Below are 23,435 nucleotides of genomic sequence, written 5' to 3'. Positions count from 1 at the left end.
GCGGGGGTGCGTGCTCGGGCCGGGGGGTCAGCCCGCGAACCACCGCACCGGCGCCGGCCGCAGGTTCTCGTAAATGTGCTTGCTCTCGCGGTACTCGTCCAGACCCGTGGGGCCCAGTTCCCGGCCGATTCCGGACTTGCCGAAGCCGCCCCACTCCGCCTGCGGGAGGTAGGGGTGGTAGTCGTTGATCCACACCGTGCCGTGCCGCAGCCGGGCGGCGACCCGGCGGGCGCGGGCGGTGTCGGCGGAGAAGACGGCGCCCGCGAGGCCGTACTCGGTGTCGTTGGCGAGCGCGACGGCCTCGTCCTCGGTGGCGAAGGTCTCCACCGTCAGGATCGGGCCGAAGGTCTCCTCGCGGACCACCTTCATCTCGCGGTGGCAGCCGTCCAGCACGGTCGGCGCGTAGAAGTAGCCGGTGGCCGGGCGCACGTCCGAGGGCTTGGGCCGGGAGCCGCCGCACCGCAGCTGCGCACCCTCGGCCAGCGCGGAGGCGACATAGCCCTCCACCTTCTCCAGCTGCTGCTGGGAGACCAGCGGACCGCACTCCACGCCGTCCTCGGTGCCCCGGCCGAGCTTGATCCGCTCGGCGCGGCGGGCGAGCTCGGCGACGAAGCGGTCGCGCACCGACTCCTCGATGATCAGCCGGGCGCCGGCCGAGCAGACCTGGCCGCTGTGGATGAACGCGGCGTTCAGCGCCTGGTCGACGGCGGTGTCGAAGCCCTCCTCGGTGGCGCAGGCGTCGGCGAAGACCACGTTGGGGTTCTTGCCGCCCAGCTCCAGCGCGATCTTCTTGGCGCCGGAGACCGCCGCCGCGCCCGCCTTCGTACCGCTGGCGAGGCCGCCGGTGAAGGAGAACAGATCCACGTCCGGGTGCTCGGCCAGCCGCTGGCCGACCGGCACTCCCGCGCCGGTGACGATGTTGGCGACACCGGCCGGCAGCCCGGCCTCGACCAGCAGCTTGATCAGGTGCACGGTCGAGAGCGGAGTGACCTCGCTGGGCTTGATCACAAAAGTGTTGCCGGCCGCGAGGGCCGGCGCGATCTTCCAACTCGCCTGGAGCAGCGGGTAGTTCCATGGGGTGATCAGCGCACAGACGCCGACCGGCTCGTGCACGACGACGCTGTGCACATCCGCCGACCCGGCGTCGACGACCCGTCCGCCGCTCTCGTTCATCACCACGTCGGCGAAGTACCGGAAGGCGTTGGTGACGTCGTCGACGTCGACCCGGCCCTCCTCCAGCGTCTTGCCGGTGTCCCGGCTCTCGATGAGGGCGATCTCCTCGCGGTCGCGCTGCAGCAGGTCGGCGACCCTGCGCAGCAGCGCGGAGCGCTCGGCGACGGCCGTGCGCGGCCAGGCACCGGCGCCGCCCGCGAAGGCACGGCGGGCGGCCGCGACCGCCGCGTCGGCGTCGTCGGCGCCGCCCTCGGACACGAGCTGGAGCGTCGTCGCGTCGGCGGGGTCGAGGACCTCCCGCGTGGCGTCGGATGCGGCGGCACGCCACACCCCGTCTACGTGAATGGTCTCGATTGACGACACGTCGTTCTGCCTTCCGGTTACTGATCTGTTCCCACTGGTGCAACCACTGGCGTCACCAGCAACAAGGAGCCCTCCCCGGAAGCGGCCCACCTATGCCCAAACATTCATGGAAAGTGAGCCGACTCACTCAACGTGCGACTAAATGTCCAGGAACCTACCCTGAATAGCTGTATGTCCCTGCGGATGCCCCTGCGACACGTCCCCTCGTACTCCCCCTCCGGACCGGAGGTGCCGAGATGACCTGCAGACGCCGTACCGTCACCGCCACCGCCCTGGGCTGCGGCGCGGCCCTGCTCGCCGGGGCCGTGGGCGCCGGAGCCGCGGCGGCGACCCCCGGCCCCGACGGCGAGGGCGACCTCGCCGGCAAGACCGCCCAGCAGATCTCCGACGACGCGCTCGACCAGCTGATCGCCGCGAAATCACTGCGGCTGCGCACCCTGACCACCGCCGGCCCCACCAGGCTCGACATCACCCTGGACCGGGCCGGCAACTGCGCCGGCGCCATCAGCAAGGGCGCGCTGGGCCGGGTCGAGCTCGTCAAGCGCGGCAACGAAGTCTGGATGAAGCCGGACGCGGCCTTCTGGAAGAACCAGTTCCCCGGCGCCGAGGGGACCGAGGCGGCCGCGAAGTACAAGGACACCTTCCTGCACGGCACCACCCACGACGGCTTCCTGCAGAGCCTGTCCGCCGCCTGCGACCTCACCGCCTTCCAGAAGTCCGCCGCCGGCACCGACCAGCCGCCCACGAACACCCCGTCGCCCTCGGTCACCCCCACCCTCACCAAGGGCCGCCCGACCGTCCACGAGGGCACCCGCGTCCTGCCGGTCATCAGGAAGTTCGACGGCGCCGTCCAGACCCTCTACGTCGCCGTCAAGGGCAAGCCCTACCCCCTCAAGCTCACCACCGAGATCGACCACGAGACGGGCACGATCCTGCTGAGCAACTACGACCGCCCGGTCCCCACCAAGACCCCCGCCCCGGGCGACACCGTCGACATCGGGGTGTTCGAGGACATGCTCCAGGGCACGAACAACACCGACGCATGACCCGATGACTCACTCCGGCATATGCCACTACCTCCCGTGACCGTTCATACATACGTTTCATTGAACCGCACGGCTGCCCGTATGGCGCGGCAGCGGGGAGGAGCGGCACGATGACCATCAGCCTTGAGCGGACCGAAGCGATCGCGAGCGACGGGAATGAGATGGCGGAGCCTGACGAGAACGAGCAGCGCTTGGACGAGCTGTTCGAGCGGCTGGGGGCCTTCCCCGAGTTCAGGGTCGAGATCGTCGAGGGGGCCATCTTCATGACGCCGCAGCGGGCCACGCACTGGGAAACCATCCTGGACATCGTCGAGCAGTTACGCGCGCGCTATCCGCGCAAGCGTGTGCTGTCCGACGTACGCATCGATTTCCCCGGCAAGGAGAACGGCTTCTGCTGCGACGTGGTGGCCATCACCACGGGTGCCTCGAAAGACGGGAAGGGCCGCTGGCACTACCAGGACATCGACCTCGTCGCCGAAGTCATCTCCCAGGGCACGGCAGCGAACGACTACGGCCCGAAGAAGGCGGTGTACGCCGAGGCCGGCATCCCGGTCTATGTGATCGCCGACCCCTACGCAGGCCGCTGCCACGTCTTCACGCACCCGCAGGGCGGCGACTACAAGGCCGAGGCCAGGCTTGCGTACGGCCGACCGATCGACCTCACCGACACCGTCGTCGACCTCACCCTCTCCACCGAGGAGTTCCCCCGCGACTAGGGCCTGTCCGCCTCAACAGGACGCCATGCCGGTGCCCGCCGGCAGACCGTGGCTCAGCTGGGTCCAGCGATTGGTTCGGGCCGCTGCGCACAGGTGGGCCGCGGCCGCATCGGGGTCGGTGTCCCAGAGGCGTGCGGATCCGTCGTAGCTGCCTGTCACCAGGGTGCGGCCGTCGGGGCTGAAGGCCACCGTGGACACGGGGCCGGTGTGGCCGGTGAGTACGGCTGTTGTCCGGTGGGATGTGAGGTCCCATAGCCGCACGGTCTTGTCGTAGCCGGTGGTGGCGAGGGTGTGGCCGTCGGGGCTGAAGGCGCTGGCGAGGACGGAGTTGGTGTGGCCGGTCAAGGTGGCGACGGTCCGCTGCGACGCCACGTCCCATAGGTGCACCTTGCGGTCCATCCCTGCGGTGACGAGAGTCCTGCCGTCAGGGGAGAACGAGGCGGTGAGAACGCCTTCCTCCCGGGCGGGCAAGGTGGCCCGGACGCGGCGCGTCGCCACGTCCCACAGACGTACCGAGCCGTCGTTGCGGTAACCGTTGCCGGCGAGGGCCAGGGTGCGGCCGTCGGGGGAGAAGACGGCTGAGGACGCCCACCCTCCGAGTCCGCTTCGGGTCACCGTGGTGCGGTGTGCGGTCACGTCCCACAGGCGTAGGGTGCCGTCGTCGGCAACGGCGGCCAGGGTTCGGCCACTGGGGGACATGGCCAGGGCTGTGATCCTGTTGGTGTGGCCTTTGAGTGTGGCCACCGGACGACCTGTGCGCACGTCCCACAGCCTCACCGAATCGTCCTGGTATACGGCGGCCAGCACATGCCCGTCGGGAGTGAAGGCCAGCCGCTGTGCGGACTTGACCGGGGCAGCGAGCGTGACCGGTCGCCGAGGGCGCTGGGCCTTCCAGAGAGTGACGGAGCCGTCGTCGACGGCGAGGGTGCGGCCGTCCGGTGAGAACGCCGCGGCAGTGATGTCGTCCCGGGAGCCGGCCAGTGTGGCCGCCATCCGGTGGGATGCCGTGTCCCACAGATGCACCGTGCCGTGCCGGCTGCCGGAAGTGGCGAGTGTGCGGCCGTCCGGGGAGAACACCAACGCGCCGGGGGCGTCCGCGTGCTTGATGACTTGGGTGGTGGCGCGGCGGGAGGAGAGGTCCTGCAGGCGCACCGAGCCGTCCGCTCCGGCGGTGGCCAGAGTGCCGCCGTCCGGAGAGTAGGCCATCAGGTTCTCGTTGCCCGCCTGACCGGCGAATTGTGCGATGACGCGGCGTGCGGCGATGTCCCACAGCCGCAACGTGTGGTCGTCGCCGGCGGTCGCCAGGGTCCGGCCGTCGGGGCTGACGGCGATCGCATAGGACCACTCGATGTCGCGCGTCAGCGGCAGAGTGGCGAGCAGACGGCGCTCGGTGGTGCTCCACAGCTTCACCGTGTGGTCGGCGTCGGCGGTGACGAGGGTATGGCCGTCCATGGCGAAGGCCACCTCCGCCACCTGGCCGGTACGCCCCTTGAAGACGGTGGTGACGCGCCGGGAGGAGACGTCCCACAAGCGGGCGGTGCGGTCCGCGCTCCCCGTCGCCAGCGTGCGGCCGTCAGGTGAGAACGCCAGCGTCCATACCGCCTCCGAATGCCCCATGAGGATTGCGGTGGTGCGGCGGGCCGTCAGATCCCATAGGCGCACGGTGCGGTCGTCACCAGCACTGGCGAGTGTCCGGCCGTCGGGGCTGAAGGCGATCGCGTTGATGCTGGCGGGCTGCCCGGTCAAGGTGTCCAGCAGCCGCCGCGAGGCCGCGTCCCACAGCTTCACCGTGTGGTCTTTGCCGGCCGTGGCCAGCATGCGCCCGTCGGGCGAGTACGCCATCGCGTTCACGGCATCGGTGTGGCCGGTGAGCTGATGGGCGTGGTAGGCGGCGGAGGCGCTCAGCAGACTGCCCCGGGCCTCCACGGTGTGTGCCTGCCGATAGCCGTCCAGCGCGACTATCGCGGCCGCTTGGGGATCGTCCCGCAGGAGTTCATTGGCCTGTGCGGCCCGCTGCCGGGATACCGCGAGCAGACGCTGGTCCTCTGCCTCGTCGGCTTTCCGATAGGCGGTGACCGCCGCGCAGAGGGAGAGGACGACGAGGACGGCGAGAGCCGCTGTCATCCGACGGCGGCGCCTGTGGTGCAGCCGCTCGATCCGGACCGCCGCGATGAGGAAGTCCCGTTCCAGTGCGTTGAGTTCACTGTGTTCCGCAGCGGCGAACGACTCCTTGGCGCGTGCCAGTCGGGTGCCGCGGTAGAGGGCCCCGGGGTCGCGGTCCAGGTCCTGCCAGGCGGTGGCGTCGCGGGTGAGTTGGCGGTGGAGGCGGAGGCGGTCGCGTTCGTCGTTGATCCAGCCGAGCAGCCGCGGCCAGGCGTTGATCAGTGCCTCGTGGGCGAGGTGGACGTGTCCGTCGTCGAGGGTGAGCAGGCGGCTGCGGGCGAGGCGGTCGAGGACGGCCTCGACGTCGGTCCGGTCGGCACTGCCGGTGGTGGCGAACTCGCCTCGCGGCGTGGGGCGGTGGGAGTCCTGGGTGCCGTCGCCGGGGGCTATCAGGCGCAGCAGGATGCGGCGGGCCAGGACGGCCTGGGCCGGGGTGAGCCGGTGGTAGGCGTCCTCGGCGGTACGCGCGATGGCGCCGTGCAGGCCGCCGGCCGCCTCGTACACCTGCATCGTCAGCGTCCGTCCCCGGCGCCGGCGCCAGGTCTCCATCAGGGCGTGCGACATCAGCGGCAGCGCGCCGGGCTCGTCCGCCACCTCTTCGAGGATCCGGGTGGTCAGCTCGCGTTCCACCTTCAGCCCGCAGGTCCCGGCGGGCCGGACGACGGCCGCCCGCAGCCCGTCCGCATCCAGGGGGCCGACCAGGAGGGTGGCCTCGTTGAGCGCTGCCGTCAGGGCGTGGTGTTCGGCGCACCGGCCGAAGAAGTCGGCCCGTACGGCGAGGATGACCCGCAACCGACTGTCGCCCTCCCTGGCGGCCAGCAGGCAGTCCAGAAAGGCTTCACGTTCGCCGGGGTCGGTGCAGAGGGTGAACAACTCCTCGAACTGGTCCACCAGCAGCCAGGTGTCTCCCGGTCCCTCGGCCGGCTTGAGCCGTTCGGCGTGGCCCATCGGATGCGCGCCAGGGGTCAGTACCCGCACCGCGGCGGGCATCCCGGTCGCTTCCTGGCCGGGGCGGCGCAGCCGGGGTATGAGGCCGGCGCGCAGCAGGGAGGACTTGCCGCTGCCCGACGCACCCACCACGGCACTGAGGCGATGCCGACGGGCCATCTCCTCCAGCCGCTCCGACATCTCCTCGCGGCCGAAGAACAGTTCCGCATCCCCGGGCTCGAACCGCGCCAGCCCCCGATACGGCGACTCGCCGTCCTCCTCGTCCACGCGCGGCTGCGCCGCGATCTCCTCGTCCACCTGCTCCCAGCGGTGCCGCCACTCCGCCTCGTCGCCCCCGCAGGCGCGCACGTAGGCCAGGAGCACCGGCAGGCTCGGCAGGCGCTCGCCCGCCGCCGCCTTCGACAGTACGGATGCGGAGAACCCGGCCCGCCGCGCCATCGCCCGATACCCCGGTGCCCCGGCCTCGTCACGGAGCTTGCGCAGCTCGCACGCCAGACGCTGCACCGGGCCGTCTTGCGGATCGATGGCCTTCTCCGGCCGCCCCACGCCACACACTCCCCCCTCTTGCCCCTCTGGCCTCGCCACCCTAAGGATCGGCTCACCGGGCCCGCAAACAGCGGGGTCTTGGCGTTTTTCCCCTGCTCACGGCCGTGTTAGCCGGGTGTTAGCGGAGCGGCAGCACGGCGCTAGCGGGCTCGACCAGAGTGAGTGTCGTACCGAGAAGACAGCGACACCGACCGCCCTGGGGGACCTGAAATGCGCGCCAACACCACTGCCCGTACCGCCCGTCGCCGCACCCTGCGCGTTGCCGCCGCGGCCCTGACCGCGGCCGCCGCGCTCTCCCTGACCGCCTGCTCCGGCTCGGACACCGCCGGCACGAAGCCCGCGGCCCAGACGGACACGGGCTCGGCCCCCGCCGAGCCCGGCGGCGCGGGTTCCTCCGCCGGGGCGCAGGGTTCCGACACCAAGGCGGACTCCGGTGCCGAGGCCGACGCGAAGGCGGACGCCAAGGCCGGTGCCAAGCCGGGTGCTGCGGGCAAGCAGTCGGGCGGTGGGCAGGCCGCCGGCGGTGGCAAGGCGGGCTCGGGTGTCGAGCGGTGCCACACCTCCGGGCTGAAGGCGTCGTTCGCCACGGGCGGCGATGCGGCGCCGGACCCGGACGCGGGCGGGTCGACGACCACCAGCGTCGTGCTGACCAACAAGGGCAGCCGCGCCTGCAAGATCGGTGGGTTCGCGGGCGTGGACCTCAAGTCCGAGAACGGCGGCGAGCGCTGGTCGCTGGCCCGCTCCTCGGCCAAGCACGGCTCGATCACCCTCGCGCCCGGCGACAGCACCGACTTCACCATCAACGTCGCCCTGACCAAGGAGGACAAGGGCTTCTACCAGCCCGCCTACGCGGACATCACCCCGCCCAACGAGACCAAGTCGATCACCATCGCCTGGCCCTGGGGCACGCTCGTCGACCAGCGCGGCGCCACCCACCCGGCCACCTTCGTCAACCCCATCGGCTGACCGCCTCGACCGACCGCCTCGGCACCGCCCCGGAGTCGAACCGGAGTCGAGCCGAGAAAGTCCGCTGCCCCGGATGTGTCACATCCGGGGCAGCGGACTCTCCGCTTCACGGCCCGCGCCCTCCGGCATGTCCCGCCACGGAACACGCCCGATCGGTCACCCCGCCGCGGGCTCCGTCGCCATCACCCGCACCGGGCGCGTCTCCGGCAGCAGCGCGAAGCAGCCCAGACTGAGCAGAGCGATCCCCGTCAGATACGCGGCCACGCCCCAGGGCACCGCGCCGCCCCGCTCGGCGAGCGCCGTCGCCACGATCGGTGTCAGCGCCCCGCCGACGACCCCGCCGAGGTTGTAGCCGACCGCGGCCCCCGTGCAGCGCACGCGCGGCTCGTACAGCTCCGGCAGATACGCGGCGATCACGGCGAACATCGTGATGAACGCCAGCAGCGCCCCCAGGAAGCCGAGGAACATCAGCAGCGGCGCCCCCGTGGCGAGCAGCGCGACCATCGGGAACATCCACAGGGCGGAGGCCGCGCATCCCGCCAGGCACAAGGACCGCCGGCCGAAGCGGTCGCCCAGCAGCGCCGCCAGCGGTGTCAGGGAGCCCTTCACCACCACCGCGGCCATGATGCAGGTCAGCATGACGGTGCGGCTCACGCCCAGTCGTTCCGTCCCGTAGGCGAGAGACCAGGTCGTCACGGCGTAGAAGACCGCGTAGCCCACCGCGAGCGCGCCGGCGGTCAGCAGGACGAGCCGCCAGTGGTCGCGCACGACATGGGCGATCGGCACGCGCGCATGGTCCTCGATTTCGCGGAACCGCGGACTCTCGGCGAGCGACGACCGCAGCCACAGCCCCGCCACGGCCATCAGCCCGGCCGCCCAGAAGGGCACGCGCCACCCCCAGGACGCGAACTGCGCCTCGGACAGCGTCGCCGACAGCGCCAGCATCACGCCGTTGGCGAGCACGAACCCCAAGGACGGCCCGACCTGCGGGACGCTCGTCCACAGCGCGCGCCGTTCGGCGGGCGCGTGCTCCGCGGTCAGCAGCACGGCCCCGCCCCACTCCCCGCCGAGCCCGAGCCCCTGCAGAAACCGCAGGACGAGCAGCAGGACGGGAGCGGTCACCCCGATCGTGTCGTACGTCGGCACGCAGCCGACCGCGACCGTCGAGGCGCCGGTGAGGAGCAACGACGCGAGCAGAACCGGGCGTCTGCCGTGCCGGTCCCCGATGTGCCCGAACAGCACCGAGCCGAGCGGCCGGGCGACGAAGCCCACGCCGAAGGTGGCGAAGGCGGCCAGCGTCCCGGCGACCGAGGAGAACGTGGGGAAGAACAGCGGTCCCAGGACCAGCGCCGCGGCGGTCCCATAGACGAAGAAGTCGTAGAACTCGACGGTCGTCCCGGCGAGCGAGGCGGCTGCGAGCCGCAGCATGGAGGGCGCCCTTACGGTGCGTACATCGCGCATGCCGTGTCAACTACCCACGGTGATCGACGGTTACGGGAGCGCGGCGGGGGCGCGGACGCGTCGGTGCGTCACGGCGATGCGCCCGGCGCGATGGTGGAGGCGGATCGTGCCCGTGCCCGCACGTGACCCACCGACCCCTAGGCCGAGGCCGACGGGTCCTCATCGCGCCGCGGCCCCTGGGCCAGCGGGATGGCGCAGTTGTCGGAGAAGCCCTGGCTGTGCAGGCCCATGGCGCTGTTGACGCGGGAGCGGAGGTTCTCCACGGCGACCATCATGGTCAGCTCCACGAACGCCGCCTCGCCCAGGCGCCCGCGCAGGCTCTCGGTCAGCTCGTCGGTCACGGTCGGCGGGGTCGCCGTCATCGCCTCGGTGTACTCCATGACCAGCCGCTCCAGCTCCGTGAAGGACTCCTCGTGGTCCCGCCAGGCCGGCACCTTGCTGATCTTCGTCAGCGGCAGCCCCAGCCGGTCGGCCTGCCAGTAGCCGAAGTCCACGCACCACGAGCAGCCGATCGCCGCCGCCGACACCAGCTCCGCCAGGTGCTTCAGGGCGGGGTCCAGCGCCTTCCAGCGCGCCACCTTGTTCTCGAAGGAGAAGTAGGAGCGCAGGATCCTGGGGTGGTGGCCCATGGCCAGCGCGGGCTCCATGACCTTGCCGTAGGCGCGCCGCGAGTACCACTGCGCGAACCGGACGGTGAGGGTGCGCCGCGGGGTGAGGGAGATGCGGGCCATGACGGGTGCCTCCTGGTTCGTAGCTGCCTTCTCACTCCATTGACGTACCGGGGGCGGGCCGATGTGACATGCCGGGGCGAGAATGCAGGCATGGCTGACAAAGCGGCGAAGGCAGTGCTGGTGGGCGGGCCCGAGGAGCTGCCCGAGCGGATCGTGCCGATCGATCCGCCCGGGGACGAGCTGAAGGTCCCGTACCGCAACGGCTATGAGCACTTCCGGGCCACCAGCCGGCAGCAGCACACCGCCGAGGGTGCCCTGCCCGTGTACGAGTGGTGGGAGCGTACGGAGCTGCCCGGGTAGCCCCGCGAGCCCGACGAGCCCGACGAGCCCGACGAGCCCGGAGCGCGCTGCCCCGGTCGGCGGTTCACGGGGTGGCGGCGAAGGCCCGCAGGGCGATCTTCTGGGTGTTCTGCTGCTGCGGCCAGTCCGCCTCCGTGCCCAGGACCAGGACGGCGAACTGGCGGCCGTCGTCGGCGGTGAAGGCGCAGTCGACGACCTTGACCCGTTCACCGATCTTCTTGCTGTCATAGGCATAGACCAGTTGGGCGGCGTCCTTGCCCGGAGCCGGACCGTCGAAGGGCGCCAGGCTGATCTCCTCGTAGCCGGGGTTGTTGGCCAACCCCTCGGATGCCTTCCGCAGCGCCTCCTCCGGGGTGGTTTCCGGTTCGGTGATCTCGAAGATCTGCACCAGTCCCCGAGCGTCCGGAGCCGTGTAGAAGACGCCGGTGTCGCGGACGCTGCGCAGCCAGCCGACCGGTACCGCGGTGGTGAAGCCCTTGTCGTCGTGGACGACGCGGTAGCCGTGCGGCGGCGCCGGGCCCCAGGGGTCGCCGGAACCGGTGGAGCCGGTGTCGCCGGTGGGCGGCGCCGAGGTGCCGGTGCCGGGGCCCTCCGATGCGGACGCCTTGGTACGGGCCGGTGGGCGGGCGGCGGCCGGCTCGTCGCCGCGCCCCCACAGCAGATAGCCGCCGCCGGCACCCGCCGCGATCACGGCCACCGCCACTCCGGCGGCCAGCGCGGTACGGCGCCGCCGCCCGCCGCTCATGGGTCCCGGCGCGGGCGCGGGCGGGTGCGGCGCAGGCGTGGGGACCACCAGCGGGTCGGCCCCCGGGACGCCGGCACCGTCGGGTGACGGTCCCGGTCCCGCCGACGGCGCGAAGTCCGGCCGGGGCGGCATCGGTCCCGTATACGGGGCGGGCGGTGGTGTGCCGTCCTCCCAGCTCTGGGTCTCGCTGTTCCAGCGGGCCGGGCCGCGGCCCTTCATCGTCAGCCTCCCACCAGGGCCGCGACCGCCTGGCCGACCGCCGCCCCGGAGGCCAGCAGCCCCACGACGGCGCTGGCGTCCGTGAGCGCCGTACGCAGCCGGGCCAGCCGCCCCGGCCCGGCCGCACCCGTGTCGGCGATCTCCGTCTCGGTGTCGGCCAGCTCCCCGCTCAGCGCCGTGACCTGCGGTGTCTCCACCGCCCTGGACAGATCGTCGCGCAGGGCCCGGACGGCACGCAGCAGCTCCTGCTGCGCCGGGTCCGCCGCGGGCCCGCCGACGCCTTCGTTGTGGGTGACGGTGTTGTGGTCGCCGATGGCGAAGGCACCCTGGACGCTGCCGATGTGGATGCCGCCCTTGCCGCGCTCGTCAGCCGTTGCCACGCTTGGTACTTCCCTTCGCCGCGGAGCCCCGCTCGGTGGAGTGGTGGGTGATCGTGTTGTGGTCGCCGATACCGACGGCGCCCTGCGCGGACTCGACGTACACGCCGCCCTCGGCGACATGCACGATCCGCTGCTCGAACTCGTCGGTCCGATAGCCGGCCTCGCTCAGCGCCGTGGTGACCCCGGCCGCCACCCGCTGCTGAACGGTCTTCAGATAGCGGGCCACGTCCATGTCCTGGAAGAGCGAGGACTCCCCGTAGGAGCCCAGCTCGCGTACGGCGGCACCGGGGCCCTCGGGGAGCGCCGCACCGTGCCCCGCCGTCGCCAGCCGCCAGGCCGACAGCAGCCCGCGCAGCAGCGTGAGCACCGCCGAACCCGCGGAGCGCGGCGTACGGCTCAGTGCCCACACCGCCTTGCCGAAGTGGTGGTGGTGCCGGTACTGGTGGGCGATCCGGTCGGCATCCTGGAACTGCTGCCGCAGCGGCCACAGCACATGCGGCGCGACCTCCAGCATCAGCATCCCGCCCTGGGTGTGCACCCGCACGAAGATCGTGGTGACGATGCCCTCGTTCCAGCCGCCGACCCGGATGCGCAGGAAGTGCCGACGGGTCTCCCCGCCCTCCTCGACGGCCGCGGCCCGGTGCTCCTCGAACGCCTCCGGTGCGTACGGCGCCGCCGCCCGGGTCGGCAGCCCCTCCGCCGGCAGGAAGACGCACTCGTCGATCTCCAACGCGCGCAGCCGGTCGCGCACGGCGGCCGCCGCCTGCGGTGACCCGTGCGGGGACGGCACCCGCAGCGCCGCCACCAGGGGCACGATGCGCTCCAGGATGCCCGCGTTGTCCAGCGGCTCGACCTTCCGGTCCGGCCGCGGGACCAGCTCCACCGACAACGACCACGTCTTGTACGGCCAGCCGGCGCCGCAGAACGGATCGGCGGCCCGGTACATCACCAGCGGCCCGTGCTGCTCGATCCGCACCCGCTCCCGCAGCCGCCGGAAGCGCAGGCCCTCGGCCCGCTCCGCCGGGTCGGACATGACGTCGGGGAAGCGCTCCTTGGACAGCTCGCGGGCCAGCGCCCGCGCGAACTGCCCGCGCTGCAGGGCGACCAGCGTGGCCAGCACCAGCGGCAGCAGCAGCGCGATCCACACCTGGAGCATGCCGGAGCCGCCGCTGGGACCGGCGTCGGTGTAGGCGGACGTGGTGTCCAGGCCGTCGTACGAGCCGCCGTAGGAGTCGCCGCCCCCGAACCAGCCGAAGTCCGGCGCCTCGGAGGAGGACGAGCCGAACGGCAGCAGGTTCGTCAGGAACCTGGTCGGCAGTCCCCGCCAGGCGCCTCCCAGGGCCTCCCCGACGACGACCGCGACCACCAACGCCACGATGAAGAACAGCAGTTGGAGCCGCCCGTACCACCGCAGCAGGAAGGAGAGGCCGCGCGCCAGCCACGCGGGGACGGGCGCCCGGCGGACCAGGCGCGACAGCGCCATGAAGACGACGGGGAAGAGGTAGAGCACCGCCAGCCCCGACGACATCGGGATGGCCACGATCCACACACCCAGGATCGCGGCGGCCCAGCCCAGCTCCAGGCGGCGGGCGCGCAGCGCGTGGGCCAGCACCCGGGCCGCATCGATGCCCAACGAGGGTGCGGCGAACCGCTCCTCGTGGACGTACAGCTCGTCGATGACCGCGTCCCGGAACGGCTCGTCCATATACGTACCGGCGCACAGCAGCCGGGTGGCATCACTGGCCCCCGGCGGGGTCACGGGCAGTGGCGGCGGCGGAGGCTCGGTCGCGGACTCGGGCGGTTCGGGCGGCCTCTTGTCTAACCGCGGTTGATCATCGGGCCCTTCGGGCTGCGCGGGCACACTCGTCCGGGTCATCGGCCTCCCCCATATACGCCAATGGACTGCCACAGCGGCGGAGTTGACGGACGAGGCGCCGGTGACCGCCGCGGCGACACGGAAGCCGCAGCATAGGCCAGTGGACCACTCCGTGTCAGCGCGATAACGGAAAGTGGTCGCCGCGCGGGTCAGAGGCCCGTACGGAACTCCCCTTCCTTGACGGCAGCGAGGAAGGCCGCCCACCCGGCCACCGGGAGGAGCAGGACGGGCCCCTCGGGGTTCTTGCTGTCACGGACGGGGACGATGCCGGGGATACCGGGGGCTACTTCGATGCAGTCCCCGCCGTCGCGGTCGCTGTAGCTGCTCTTCGTCCAGGTCGCCGCGTCGAGCTCGTACCTGTCCATCGTCGCCGTACCCTTCCATCGCCTCGATGATCAGAGCGGCGGACTCCCGGGCCGACAGAGCGTCCGCCCTGAGCACATCATAGGTCTGGCTGTGGCGGGCGTAGGCGGCCGGATCGTCGTTGAAATGACCACGGTCCAGCGACTCCGAGTAGACCCACTGCTCCCCCTTCGGCAGGGTGATCAGCGTCATTGAGGTCTTGGGCCGGATGAGTTCAGGCCGATTGGCCGGCGCGACCTGGATGCGGATATTTGGGCGCCGACCGACGGCCAGCAGGTGCGCGCACTGGCTACGCATGACGGCCGCGCCGCCCACCACGTTACGCAGACAACTCTCGTCAAGAACCGCGAGATACAAGGGGCCATCACCGCCGAGGAAGCGACCCTGCCTGCTGAGCCGTGCCCTGACTCGCTCCTCCGTCCTTTCACTGCTCGCGGGATCGGAGAACAGCGCCCATGCGTACTCTTCCGACTGCAACAGCCCTGGCATGACTTGCGTTTGATACTGACGCAAGGCCACCGCCACCGCATCCATCTCAGCCCTGCGCTCGAACCAGTCCGGATGCTGCACCTCCGGATACCAGTCGATCCGCCGCCACAACCGCAGCAACACCCCGCCCGTGCCCAGCAGTTCATCGCAGGCCCTGGCGAAGGACTCCTGTGGTACGCGAGTGCCCGCCTCCACGCGCGCCACGTGGGAGCGGTCGCACGGGATCTTGGCCGCCAGGGCGGCCTGGGTCAGGAGTGCCGCCTCCCGGTGGTGTTTGAGCACCTCGCCGAACACGGCCGCGGTGGTACCGGCCGTCCCTCCCGTGCCGTTGCGTCGACCCACCGACCTCGCCCCCCTTTGTGACAGTTGACCACTGGCACGCGCTCAGCGTTGTGACCGGCGATCTCACTGAGCAACGATGAACACACCCAGAGTAAAAGGCCGCACTGACAATCACGGCGTGCTCCTGCATGCCCGAACACGCAGAACCCCCGCGACGTTGGCAGACGTCCGGGGGCGTGGTCTTCAACCCAGAGAGATGGAGATTGACGACATGCACCACGTTATCCGGCTCTTCGAGCCGCTGCTACGCCTGTTACTGCCCCGGGCGGGACGTCATCGGCCTGGCGAGGTACCGCCCTCCTGCGCGAGGTGCGCGGCGGGGCCGACGTCGGCGCGGCCGCCTTTCCTCCCTCCCGCACGTCACTCGGAGCCGCTGCGGGATGAGAAGTATGCCCTCGTACTCCCTTACCTGATCGCGTATGAGCGGCGGCAGCGGCGGCGCGAGTACTGGCGTCACCAGATGCAGGTGGGGGGCTGATGGGCCGTGAGTGCCGCCCAGTTCACCTGATGGAACCGGCGACGGGGGCCGATCCCAAGCCGATCGCCGGGTGCGATGTGTGCGGGGCGCTGGCCCGGCAGCGGGCGGCGGCGTACGCCGTCGGGGACCGGTCGGCGGCGACCGACTGCAACGTGGAGATCCGCCGCCATCCCCACCCGGGGTAGCACCGGCCGCGGCCCGTAGGTGGCCGGATAGGTGGCCGGATACGGCCGAGCCCGCACGGCCATGGCGGACCGTGCGGGCTCGTGGCGGTACGGCTCTTTCAGAGCCGGGTGAGCGCGGTGGCTCAGAGCAGGCCGAGGGCGCGGACCGCCTCGCGCTCCTCCGCGAGCTCCTTCACGGACGCGTCGATGCGGGTGCGCGAGAACTCGTTGATGTCCAGGCCCTGGACGATCTCGTACGCGCCGTCCTTGGTGGTGACGGGGAACGAGGAGATCAGGCCCTCCGGGACGCCGTAGGAGCCGTCCGAGGGGATGCCCATCGAGGTCCAGTCGCCGTCGGCGGTGCCGTTGACCCAGGTGTGGACGTGGTCGATGGCGGCGTTGGCGGCGGAGGCCGCGGAGGACGCGCCGCGGGCCTCGATGATCGCCGCACCGCGCTTGGCGACGGTCGGGATGAAGCTGTCGGCCAGCCACTTCTCGTCGTTGACGGTCTCGGCGGCGTTCTTGCCGGCGACCGTGGCGTGGAAGATGTCCGGGTACTGGGTGGCCGAGTGGTTGCCCCAGATCGTCAGCCGGCGGATCTCGGAGACCGGGGTGCCGGTCTTCTGCGCGAGCTGGGAGACGGCGCGGTTGTGGTCCAGGCGGGTCATCGCGGTGAAGCGCTCGCGCGGTACGTCCGGCGCGGCGGCCTGCGCGATCAGCGCGTTGGTGTTGGCGGGGTTGCCGACGACCAGGACCTTGATGTCGTCCGCGGCGTGGTCGTTGATGGCCTTGCCCTGCGGCTTGAAGATGCCGCCGTTGGCCTCCAGCAGGTCGCCGCGCTCCATGCCCTTGGTGCGGGGGCGGGCGCCGACGAGCAGGGCGACGTTCGCGCCGTCGAAGGCGACGTTCGGGTCGTCCGAGATGTCGATGCCCTGAAGCAGCGGGAAGGCGCAGTCGTCGAGCTCCATCGCGGTGCCCTCGGCGGCCTTCAGACCCTGCGGGATCTCCAGGAGGCGCAGCTTGACCGGCACGTCCGCGCCGAGCAGATGACCGGAAGCGATGCGGAAGAGGAGGGCGTAACCGATCTGGCCGGCGGCGCCGGTGACGGTGACATTGACGGGAGTGCGGGTCATGGCGATCTCCTGCGCGACGTTTTCTGGGGGCAAGCCCCAGACCACCATGGGTGGCGGTGGGTGTCCCTGCCCATTTATCTCGGCCTCTCAAGGTCTCTTGGTATCGAGAGACCGGCCGCCAGGCTATCGGACCCCCGCCGGTGGCAAGCGACGGGCCGGTGTGGCGCACCTCACCGGGTGCGTCGGGGCATCCGTACGCCCGCCCGCGGTGCCGTACACAGGGCCGGGCCGAGCGCTCCGCCGTACGCCCCTGGGGGCGGGTGCGGCGGCCGCCCGCTGGTAGGAGGGGCGCGGGCGGCCGCCGAGTTGTGCACACCCGTGGGGGGTACCGGTCGCATGCCCCCGATGGCGGCGGGCATGCGCCCCACTTCCCGACGCGCTCCCGCGGACGGCGATTCCCGGCCAGGGGCGCGCCCCGATGGCGGGACGGCCGACTGCCGCACGGGATTTTTTGACCGACCCCGGACGGGATTGACCGACCCCCGGGCGGGACGACCGACCGACGAGGCGACCGATCGACGAGGCGACTGGCCGCCGGGGCGACCCGCCTCCGGCTAGCGGGCCGTCGGCTGGACGCAGCCCTTCGCGCCCGCCACGGTCGTACCGCAGGCCGTGACCTTCGCCGGGTCGCCCGGGACCTCGACCATCGCGGTGTACGCGGCGCCGCCGCGCTCGACCCGCGCCGTCAGGCCGCGGCCGGCCTCGCCGATGGTGACCCGGTCGCCGGGCGCCGCACCGCTGATCCGCGCCCAGGCCGCATGGCAGACGGCGCTGTAGCGGACCTCGACCAGCGCACCGCCGGCCATCCCGCGCGACGGGCTGACGGCGCGCTTCCCGCCGCACCCCATCGCCTCCGGGTCCTTGCCCGCACACGCGGCCCCGTCGCAGCGCACCCCGGCGGGCAGCACCGGCCGGGCGCTCGGTGTCGGCTTCGACGCGGGCGGTGCCGCCGTCTTCTCGGCACCGCCGGTGCCCGGATTCAGCAGCAGGAAGGCGGCGCCGGCCACCAGCAGCGCGCCGACGACGCCGACGGCGCCCATCAGCAGCCGGCCGCGACGGGCGGGCGGCTGCTCGGCGGCTGCCGCGGGCGCGGCCGGCGGGGCCGGGGACGGCGCGGCCGCCGCCTGCTTCCACTCCGGGAAGTCCGACGCCGAGGGCGTCTCGCTGCTCCTTTGGTGCGGCACCGGCGGGATGCGGGGCGCGGACGCGGTCTGCGGCGGATCCGCGACCTGCACGCCCTTCGCCGACCGCGCGGCCTTCACCGCCTTCACCGCCTTCGCCGGCTGCTCGGCCCCGGCCGGCTGGGCCGCGATGTCCAGCGCGGCCCGCGCCTGGGCGACGCGTATCGCCTCCATCGTGACGTCGTGCCGCATCTCCGCCCGGCTCCAGGCGCGTTCGGCCAGCTCCCACATCGTGGTGAGATGCCCGGGATGCGTACCGGTCGCCTCGGCGAGCGCGATCACCGCGCGCTGCGGCGGCAGCAGCCGCCCGTTGAGATATCGCTCCCACGAGGTCTTGCTGAAGCCCGTACGGTCCGCGACGGCGGCCACACTCAGCCCGCTGCGGTCCACGAGTGTGCGCAGCCGATCGGTGAACTCCCCTACCTGCGGGTCGAGTTCCTCCGGTAGCGCCTTCCAGCGAGGCATGGCCTCCCCCAATCCCCCACACATATGCGACGGCGCGGCTCCCCCAGCGCGCCCGCCCTCATTGACTACCCGTAGGGATGCTTCCGGCCAGGAGGCAGTTCCCCATTTCCCAGCGCACGGGAGCATTCAGGTGCATACCGGCACACCCGCGCACGCCCCACGAGCCCCCAGCAGTGTGGCATTTCCACCGCAGCACCTACGACTTCTCTACGTATCCCGATAAGAACCGGCCACGATGGGGTAAGGGGCCAGCCATCGGGGCCGGGCTGTTCCTGCTACTGCGGGAAGCACTCCGCGGCCGCGCCGCCCGCCGGGCGCAGGCACACCCGCACGCCGTGCGGGCCGCGGGCCGCCGTCATCGGCGTGACGAGGTACCCCTCGGCGTCGAAGCGGTCCTCGACCCGCACCGACCGCGGCTTCGCCCCCGGAGCCGACACCTCGACACGGTCACCGATCCGGCCGCCACGCAGCCGCGCCCAGGCGGCCTTGCACGACTCGGCGTAGCGGATCTCCAGATGCCGGCCCCCGGCCGCGGTCCGCTCCGCGACCGTCGCCGCCAGGCCCTGGCCTCCGCAGTACATCGACCGCGCGTCCTTGCCGTCGCAGGCCGCCCCCCGGCAGCCGGTCACCGAGGAGGGCACCGACGCGGGAGGCGCCGCCGGTCCGCCGCCGGGGTCCGTCCCCGGCCGCAGCACCCACACCGCGACGAGGGCCGCCACGGCGGCGCAGACCCCGGCCGCCACCGGCACGGCCCACCGCGCCAGCCGCGGCGCCCGTCCCGCCCCGGGGTCGGAATCCGGGGCGCCGCCGGCCGGTCCGGCGGCATCCGGCCCGCCCTCGGACGGGCCCGGGGCGGCCGCGGCCGGGGCGGGGGCGGGGGCGGCCCGCCCGCTCCACGCGGCGTCCGCCAGCTCCCACAGCGCCACCAGCCGCCCGGCCGGCTCGCCCGCCAGCCGGCACAGCGTCTCCACCGCGTCCCTGGGCGGCAGCTTCTTGCCGTTGAGATACCGCTCCCACGACGACTTGCTGTAGGCGGTCCGCGCGGCGAGCGAGGCCAGGCTCAGGCCCGTACGCGTCCGCAACTCCCGCATCGCCGCCGCCAGTCGGGCGCACTCCAGCCCCGCGCGCAGCTCACCGGTCCGCCCACTCACCGGCGCAGCGCCTTCCAGGTGTCGGGGCCCACGATCCCGTCCACCGGCAGACCGGCCGCCTGCTGAAGGCGCTTGGCGGCGCGCATGGTGTTCTCGCCGACGATGCCGTCCACCGGCCCCGGGTCGTAGCCCCGGTGGCGCAGCAGGCACTGCGCCTCGACGACCTCCCAGCCGCTGGTGCCGTTGCCGAGGATCGCCGTGGCCGTACGGCTGCGCCCGGCGTACAGGCCGTCGCCGGTGCGCCGGACGTGGCAGGCGTAGGTCTCCCCCGCCCGGTGGGTGAAGGCCGGTGCGGGCCCGGGGGCGCGGGCGGCCGCCTCGACGCCCCGGTCGGGCCCGGTCGCGCCGTCGTCCTGCCAGGGCCGGACGAGAAGCAGCGCCACACCGGCCACGAGGAGCAGGGCCAGCGCGCCGAGGGCGATGAGCCCGCGGGCGCCCGGGAGGCGGCGGGCGGGCGCCGGGGGCTCGGCCTCCGGGCGTTCGCCCTCCGGGAGCTGGGCCTCCGGCTGCGGCGGGGCCGCCTTCCATGCCTGCGCCGCGACCTCGTGCAGCGCCAGCAGCCGGGTCGGATCGGTGCCGCAGACCCGCGCGAGCGCCTCCACCGCCTCCCTGGGCGGCAGCTTCTTGCCGTTGAGGTACCGCTCCCACGACGACTTGCTGTACGCGGTCTTGGCGGCGAGCGAGGCCAGGCTCAGCCCGCTGTGGTCCTTCAGTCTCCGCAACTGCACGACGAGCTGCCGCACCCGCTGGTCGAGCGATGCGGGCAGCCCCTTCCAACGCGACATGTCCCACCCCATACGCGTTCGATCCCCCGAGGCCAGGAGCCCCCTGTGCCCCGATAATGGCGCGCACCCGGCCTCCGGTTCCCGGTTTTACGCTTTCCGCACGGTATCCGGACATCCGCACCGTGTTGTTCCGCATCCCAGCGCGACCTCCGCCGAAACGGCGTCCCCGCAGGTCAGAGGCGAAGACGTCCCACAAGCTCCCCACCACCGCGCTTCGGGTGGCCGTGGCCGCAGACGGCGGCGCACAGTCGGTGGCGCACCACAGGGCGGCGCGGTCCACCCCGCGCCGCCTCCACCACAACGGGGAGGACATCCACACCATGAACGCTCGCAAGCGCCTCGCGCTCACCGCGGCCGCCGCGGCCGTCACCGGGGGCCTGGCCTTCGCGCCGGCCGCCGGCGCGGCCGCCGCCCCCGCGCAGGCCAAGCAGGGCCCGGTCACCGCCCAGCGCGCGCCGTCCAACTGCCCCCGCGGCTACCTGTGCGTCTACCCCAAGGCGAACTACCAGGGGACGCCGAAGAAGGTCGCGCAGAACAACCGCGACCTGCGCCGCTACGGCGGCGCGTTCAACTACCCGCTGTCGGCGTTCAACAACGGTGCCCAGTGCAATGTGACGGTCTACGAGAAGCCCGGCTACCGCGGCGGCCACGCGAAGCTGAACCGCGGCACGGGCTGGGCGTACATCGGCGCCAACCTCATGACCATCTACTCGAACAAGTGGTGCTGACCCACCCCTGAACGAAAGCGGCGGCCCGCCCTCCCTCGGGGGAGGGGGCGGGCCGCCGCCGTCCGGTCTCGACCGGAACTAGGGCCTGTCCGATGGGTCCTAGCGCACGGTGAAGTGCACGATGTCGTCCAGGAACGGGATGTGGATCCACGGCTTGGGCTGCACCATCATCGCCAGCACCACGATCACGAAGCCGAGCACCCCGTACGTCGCCATGTCCGTGAAGCGGGAGCGGACCGCCAGCATGCCCACCGAGGGCAGCGCCCACCGCAGCACCGCGCCCCCCAGCAGCGCCAGGCCGATCACCAGCGACCCGACCCGGAACGCGTCGAGCGCGACGAGCAGCAGCCCCACCGCGACGCCGCCCATGACGGCGAGCAGCGGCCACTGGCGGGCCGGCGCGGGATAGTCGCCCGACGCGGCCCGGCCGCCGCCCTCGGGGCGGGCCGTGTCGCGGGTCAGCGCCGGGAAGCGGCGCGAGGTGCGCTGCGGCTCGGAGGCTCCGTCCGAATGCGCTTCGGCAGCCATGGCTGGCAGTCCCTTTCCGCTGGCTGGTTCGATGGTGCGGGCCGTCCGGCCTGCCAAGGACAGGATCGCAGATCCGGGGCGCTGTCTCAGCCGGCCGCGCGCTCGGCGGCCTCGACGACGTTGACCAGCAGCTGGGCGCGGGTCATCGGGCCGACACCGCCCGGGTTGGGGGCGACCCAGCCGGCCACCTCGGCGACGCCCGGGTGCACATCGCCGACGATCTTGCCGTTCTCGTCCCGGCTGACGCCGACGTCCAGGACGGCCGCGCCGGGCTTGACGTCCTCCGGCTTGATGATGTGCGGCACACCGGCGGCGGCGACGATGATGTCGGCCTGCTTCAGATGCGCGGAGAGGTCCCGGGTGCCGGTGTGGCACTGGGTGACCGTGGCGTTCTCCGACTTGCGGGTCAGCACCAGCGGCATCGGGCGGCCGATCGTGATGCCGCGGCCGACGACCACCACATGCGCGCCCTTGATCTCGACGTCGTGCCGGCGCAGCAGCTGGACGATGCCGTACGGGGTGCACGGCAGCGGGCCCTCGATGCCCAGCACCAGCCGGCCCAGGCTCATCGGGTGCAGCCCGTCGGCGTCCTTGGCCGGATCCATCAGCTCCAGGACGCGGTTGGCGTCGATGCCCTTGGGGAGCGGGAGTTGGACGATGTAGCCGGTGCAGGCCGGGTCCTCGTTCAGCTCCCGGACGACCGCCTCGATCTCCTCCTGGGTGGCGGTCGCGGGCAGTTCGCGCTGGATCGAGGCGATGCCGACCTGGGCGCAGTCGCGGTGCTTGCCGTTGACGTACCAGCGGCTGCCCGGATCGTCGCCGACCAGGAGAGTGCCGAGGCCGGGCTGCACGCCCTTGGCCTTCAGGGCCTCGACGCGGGTGGCGAGCTCGGACTTGATAGCGGCTGCGGTGGCCTTGCCATCCAGAATCTGGGCAGTCATGCCCCCATCCTCCCGGATGAGGGCGGTCGCGTTCCAATCAGGGCACGCGGGACTCCGTTGGCCGGAATTGATCATTGCACTTGCACAACGGCTGGGGCTCTTGACTGGACAGAGTGAATGCGCAACTAGAAGGATTGACGCGCAGTGCCGCAGGCTTCATCGGGGGGTGGCCAGTGCAACCTGTTTTTCCTCCGAGTCACGCCGCGTCGTCCCCCACTGACACAACGGAGGAAAACAGCAGATGAGTTTCGGTGACCCGAACAACCCGTACGGCCAGCCGCCGCAGGCCCCGCAGGCCCCCTACGGGCAGCAGCCGCCGGTGCCGCCGCAGGGCGGGCCCGGCTACGGCTACCCGCAGCAGCAGCCGGCCGCCCCGCAGCAGCCGTACGGATACCCCCAGCAGCCGGCCGCGCCGCAGCAGCCCTACGGCGCCTACCCGCAGCAGGGAGCGCCTTACGGCCAGCCCGGCATGCCGGGGATGCCGATGGGCTACGCGAGCTGGGGCGCCCGGGTCGGCGCGTACCTGATCGACGGCCTGATCGTGGGTGCCATCCCGGGCATCCTGTACATCATCGCCGTGATCATCGCCAGCAGCTCGTCGGTGACCGTGGACACCTCCACCTGCCCGCCCGGCGACTACCAGTGCATCAGCGACGCCTACGACGCGGCCAGCGTCATGCCGGTCGGCTCGATCATCATGATCGTGCTCGCCGGTCTGATCGCCTTCGCCGGCGGGATCTTCATCCTCACCAAGGAGGGCAGCACGGGCCAGACCCCGGGCAAGAAGGCCCTGAAGATCCGCCTGGTCAAGGAGGCCACCGGCCAGCCGATCGGCTTCGGTATGGCCTTCGTGCGCAAGCTGTGCCACTTCCTCGACGGCATCTGCTACATCGGCTACCTGTGGCCGCTGTGGGACGAGAAGTCCCAGACGTTCGCGGACAAGATCGCCGGAACGGTGGTCGTCAGGTCCCAGTGAGGCGTCGGGGGAACACCCCCGGCCCCTAGCGCCACTCGTCGAAGGCCCCCTCGCAACTGCGCGATCGGGGCCTTCACC

General features: G+C 72.2%; 22 protein-coding genes. 7 read left to right on the top strand and 15 right to left on the bottom strand.

The genetic code is table 11. From position 1 onward, the window contains the following. Nucleotides 1-27: 27 nt before the first annotated feature. A complete protein-coding gene (locus ACZ4NB_RS27825; RefSeq protein WP_467665778.1) occupies nt 28-1,536 on the bottom strand; it encodes an aldehyde dehydrogenase family protein in 1,509 nt (502 codons plus the stop codon). 236 nt (nt 1,537-1,772) lie between these two features. Here ACZ4NB_RS27825 and ACZ4NB_RS27820 point away from each other — a divergent pair, with 236 nt between their 5' ends. Beyond that, the gene (locus ACZ4NB_RS27820) at nt 1,773-2,582 is read left to right on the top strand and encodes a hypothetical protein (protein ID WP_467665777.1); all 810 of its coding nucleotides are present in this window, start codon (nt 1,773-1,775) and stop codon (nt 2,580-2,582) included. 110 nt (nt 2,583-2,692) lie between these two features. Beyond that, nucleotides 2,693-3,298, top strand: coding sequence for a Uma2 family endonuclease (locus tag ACZ4NB_RS27815; protein WP_467665776.1), 606 nt, complete (start codon nt 2,693-2,695; stop codon nt 3,296-3,298). A gap of 12 nt (nt 3,299-3,310) precedes the next feature. Here ACZ4NB_RS27815 and ACZ4NB_RS27810 read toward each other — a convergent pair whose 3' ends face one another. Next, complete coding sequence (locus ACZ4NB_RS27810; protein WP_467665775.1) at nt 3,311-6,955, bottom strand: nSTAND1 domain-containing NTPase; 3,645 nt, start codon at nt 6,953-6,955, stop codon at nt 3,311-3,313. Nucleotides 6,956-7,165: 210 nt separating this feature from the next. On the opposite strand from ACZ4NB_RS27810, the gene ACZ4NB_RS27805 reads away from it, so the two are divergent. Beyond that, entirely contained in the window at nt 7,166-7,921 is a 756-nt protein-coding gene (locus tag ACZ4NB_RS27805) for a DUF4232 domain-containing protein (protein ID WP_467665774.1), read from the top strand. A 156-nt stretch (nt 7,922-8,077) separates the two neighbouring features. Here the strand turns inward: ACZ4NB_RS27805 and ACZ4NB_RS27800 are convergent, their stop codons facing one another. Both ACZ4NB_RS27800 and ACZ4NB_RS27795 read right to left on the bottom strand, forming a co-directional pair. Next, nucleotides 8,078-9,349 carry an MFS transporter gene (locus ACZ4NB_RS27800; protein ID WP_467665773.1) on the bottom strand — a complete coding sequence of 424 codons (1,272 nt, stop codon included), beginning with the start codon at nt 9,347-9,349 and terminating at the stop codon, nt 8,078-8,080. A gap of 170 nt (nt 9,350-9,519) precedes the next feature. Continuing rightward, nucleotides 9,520-10,113 carry a carboxymuconolactone decarboxylase family protein gene (locus tag ACZ4NB_RS27795; RefSeq protein ID WP_467665772.1) on the bottom strand — a complete coding sequence of 198 codons (594 nt, stop codon included), beginning with the start codon at nt 10,111-10,113 and terminating at the stop codon, nt 9,520-9,522. Nucleotides 10,114-10,203: 90 nt separating this feature from the next. Here ACZ4NB_RS27795 and ACZ4NB_RS27790 point away from each other — a divergent pair, with 90 nt between their 5' ends. Then, nucleotides 10,204-10,413 carry a DUF5988 family protein gene (locus tag ACZ4NB_RS27790; RefSeq protein ID WP_467665771.1) on the top strand — a complete coding sequence of 70 codons (210 nt, stop codon included), beginning with the start codon at nt 10,204-10,206 and terminating at the stop codon, nt 10,411-10,413. A gap of 64 nt (nt 10,414-10,477) precedes the next feature. On the opposite strand, the gene ACZ4NB_RS27785 is transcribed toward ACZ4NB_RS27790, so the two are convergent. The 5 genes from ACZ4NB_RS27785 to ACZ4NB_RS27765 form a co-directional block, all read right to left on the bottom strand. After that, entirely contained in the window at nt 10,478-11,377 is a 900-nt protein-coding gene (locus tag ACZ4NB_RS27785; protein WP_467665770.1) for a hypothetical protein, read from the bottom strand. Between the two features lie 2 nt (nt 11,378-11,379). After that, nucleotides 11,380-11,757, bottom strand: a complete 378-nt coding sequence (locus ACZ4NB_RS27780; RefSeq protein WP_467665769.1) for a hypothetical protein — start codon at nt 11,755-11,757, stop codon at nt 11,380-11,382. After that, a complete protein-coding gene (locus tag ACZ4NB_RS27775; RefSeq protein ID WP_467665768.1) occupies nt 11,744-13,633 on the bottom strand; it encodes a hypothetical protein in 1,890 nt (629 codons plus the stop codon). Before ACZ4NB_RS27775 ends, ACZ4NB_RS27780 begins: the two co-directional genes overlap by 14 nt. Before the next feature lie 149 nt (nt 13,634-13,782). Continuing rightward, nucleotides 13,783-13,926 (bottom strand): DUF397 domain-containing protein, encoded by a 144-nt coding sequence (locus ACZ4NB_RS27770; RefSeq protein ID WP_467665818.1) that lies wholly within the window; start codon nt 13,924-13,926, stop codon nt 13,783-13,785. Continuing rightward, nucleotides 13,883-14,779 (bottom strand): DUF5753 domain-containing protein, encoded by an 897-nt coding sequence (locus tag ACZ4NB_RS27765; RefSeq protein ID WP_467665767.1) that lies wholly within the window; start codon nt 14,777-14,779, stop codon nt 13,883-13,885. The genes ACZ4NB_RS27770 and ACZ4NB_RS27765 overlap by 44 nt, the downstream gene beginning before the upstream one ends. Before the next feature lie 555 nt (nt 14,780-15,334). Between ACZ4NB_RS27765 and ACZ4NB_RS27760 the strand changes: the two genes are divergently transcribed. Continuing rightward, nucleotides 15,335-15,490 carry a hypothetical protein gene (locus tag ACZ4NB_RS27760; protein ID WP_467665766.1) on the top strand — a complete coding sequence of 52 codons (156 nt, stop codon included), beginning with the start codon at nt 15,335-15,337 and terminating at the stop codon, nt 15,488-15,490. 122 nt (nt 15,491-15,612) lie between these two features. Here ACZ4NB_RS27760 and ACZ4NB_RS27755 read toward each other — a convergent pair whose 3' ends face one another. The 4 genes from ACZ4NB_RS27755 to ACZ4NB_RS27740 form a co-directional block, all read right to left on the bottom strand. Then, entirely contained in the window at nt 15,613-16,602 is a 990-nt protein-coding gene (locus ACZ4NB_RS27755; protein ID WP_467665765.1) for a malate dehydrogenase, read from the bottom strand. A gap of 554 nt (nt 16,603-17,156) precedes the next feature. Further along, on the bottom strand, nt 17,157-18,248 hold the full coding sequence (locus ACZ4NB_RS27750) for a helix-turn-helix domain-containing protein (protein ID WP_467665764.1): 1,092 nt from the start codon (nt 18,246-18,248) through the stop codon (nt 17,157-17,159). Between the two features lie 275 nt (nt 18,249-18,523). Beyond that, entirely contained in the window at nt 18,524-19,399 is an 876-nt protein-coding gene (locus ACZ4NB_RS27745; protein ID WP_467665763.1) for a helix-turn-helix domain-containing protein, read from the bottom strand. Beyond that, the gene (locus tag ACZ4NB_RS27740) at nt 19,396-20,184 is read right to left on the bottom strand and encodes a peptidoglycan-binding protein (protein WP_467665762.1); all 789 of its coding nucleotides are present in this window, start codon (nt 20,182-20,184) and stop codon (nt 19,396-19,398) included. Before ACZ4NB_RS27740 ends, ACZ4NB_RS27745 begins: the two co-directional genes overlap by 4 nt. Before the next feature lie 320 nt (nt 20,185-20,504). Between ACZ4NB_RS27740 and ACZ4NB_RS27735 the strand changes: the two genes are divergently transcribed. After that, nucleotides 20,505-20,912, top strand: a complete 408-nt coding sequence (locus ACZ4NB_RS27735) for a peptidase inhibitor family I36 protein (RefSeq protein WP_467665761.1) — start codon at nt 20,505-20,507, stop codon at nt 20,910-20,912. Between the two features lie 99 nt (nt 20,913-21,011). On the opposite strand, the gene ACZ4NB_RS27730 is transcribed toward ACZ4NB_RS27735, so the two are convergent. Together ACZ4NB_RS27730 and ACZ4NB_RS27725 are read right to left on the bottom strand one after the other, a co-directional pair. Next, nucleotides 21,012-21,440, bottom strand: coding sequence for a DUF3017 domain-containing protein (locus ACZ4NB_RS27730; protein ID WP_467665760.1), 429 nt, complete (start codon nt 21,438-21,440; stop codon nt 21,012-21,014). Nucleotides 21,441-21,526: 86 nt separating this feature from the next. Continuing rightward, a complete protein-coding gene (locus ACZ4NB_RS27725; RefSeq protein ID WP_467665759.1) occupies nt 21,527-22,381 on the bottom strand; it encodes a bifunctional methylenetetrahydrofolate dehydrogenase/methenyltetrahydrofolate cyclohydrolase in 855 nt (284 codons plus the stop codon). 241 nt (nt 22,382-22,622) lie between these two features. Here ACZ4NB_RS27725 and ACZ4NB_RS27720 point away from each other — a divergent pair, with 241 nt between their 5' ends. Next, nucleotides 22,623-23,357 carry an RDD family protein gene (locus tag ACZ4NB_RS27720; protein ID WP_467665758.1) on the top strand — a complete coding sequence of 245 codons (735 nt, stop codon included), beginning with the start codon at nt 22,623-22,625 and terminating at the stop codon, nt 23,355-23,357. Nucleotides 23,358-23,435: the final 78 nt, after the last annotated feature.

The sequence above is a fragment of the Streptomyces sp. NPDC026575 genome, assembly GCF_055567415.1.
This window is presented reverse-complemented; position numbering and strand designations above follow the sequence as displayed.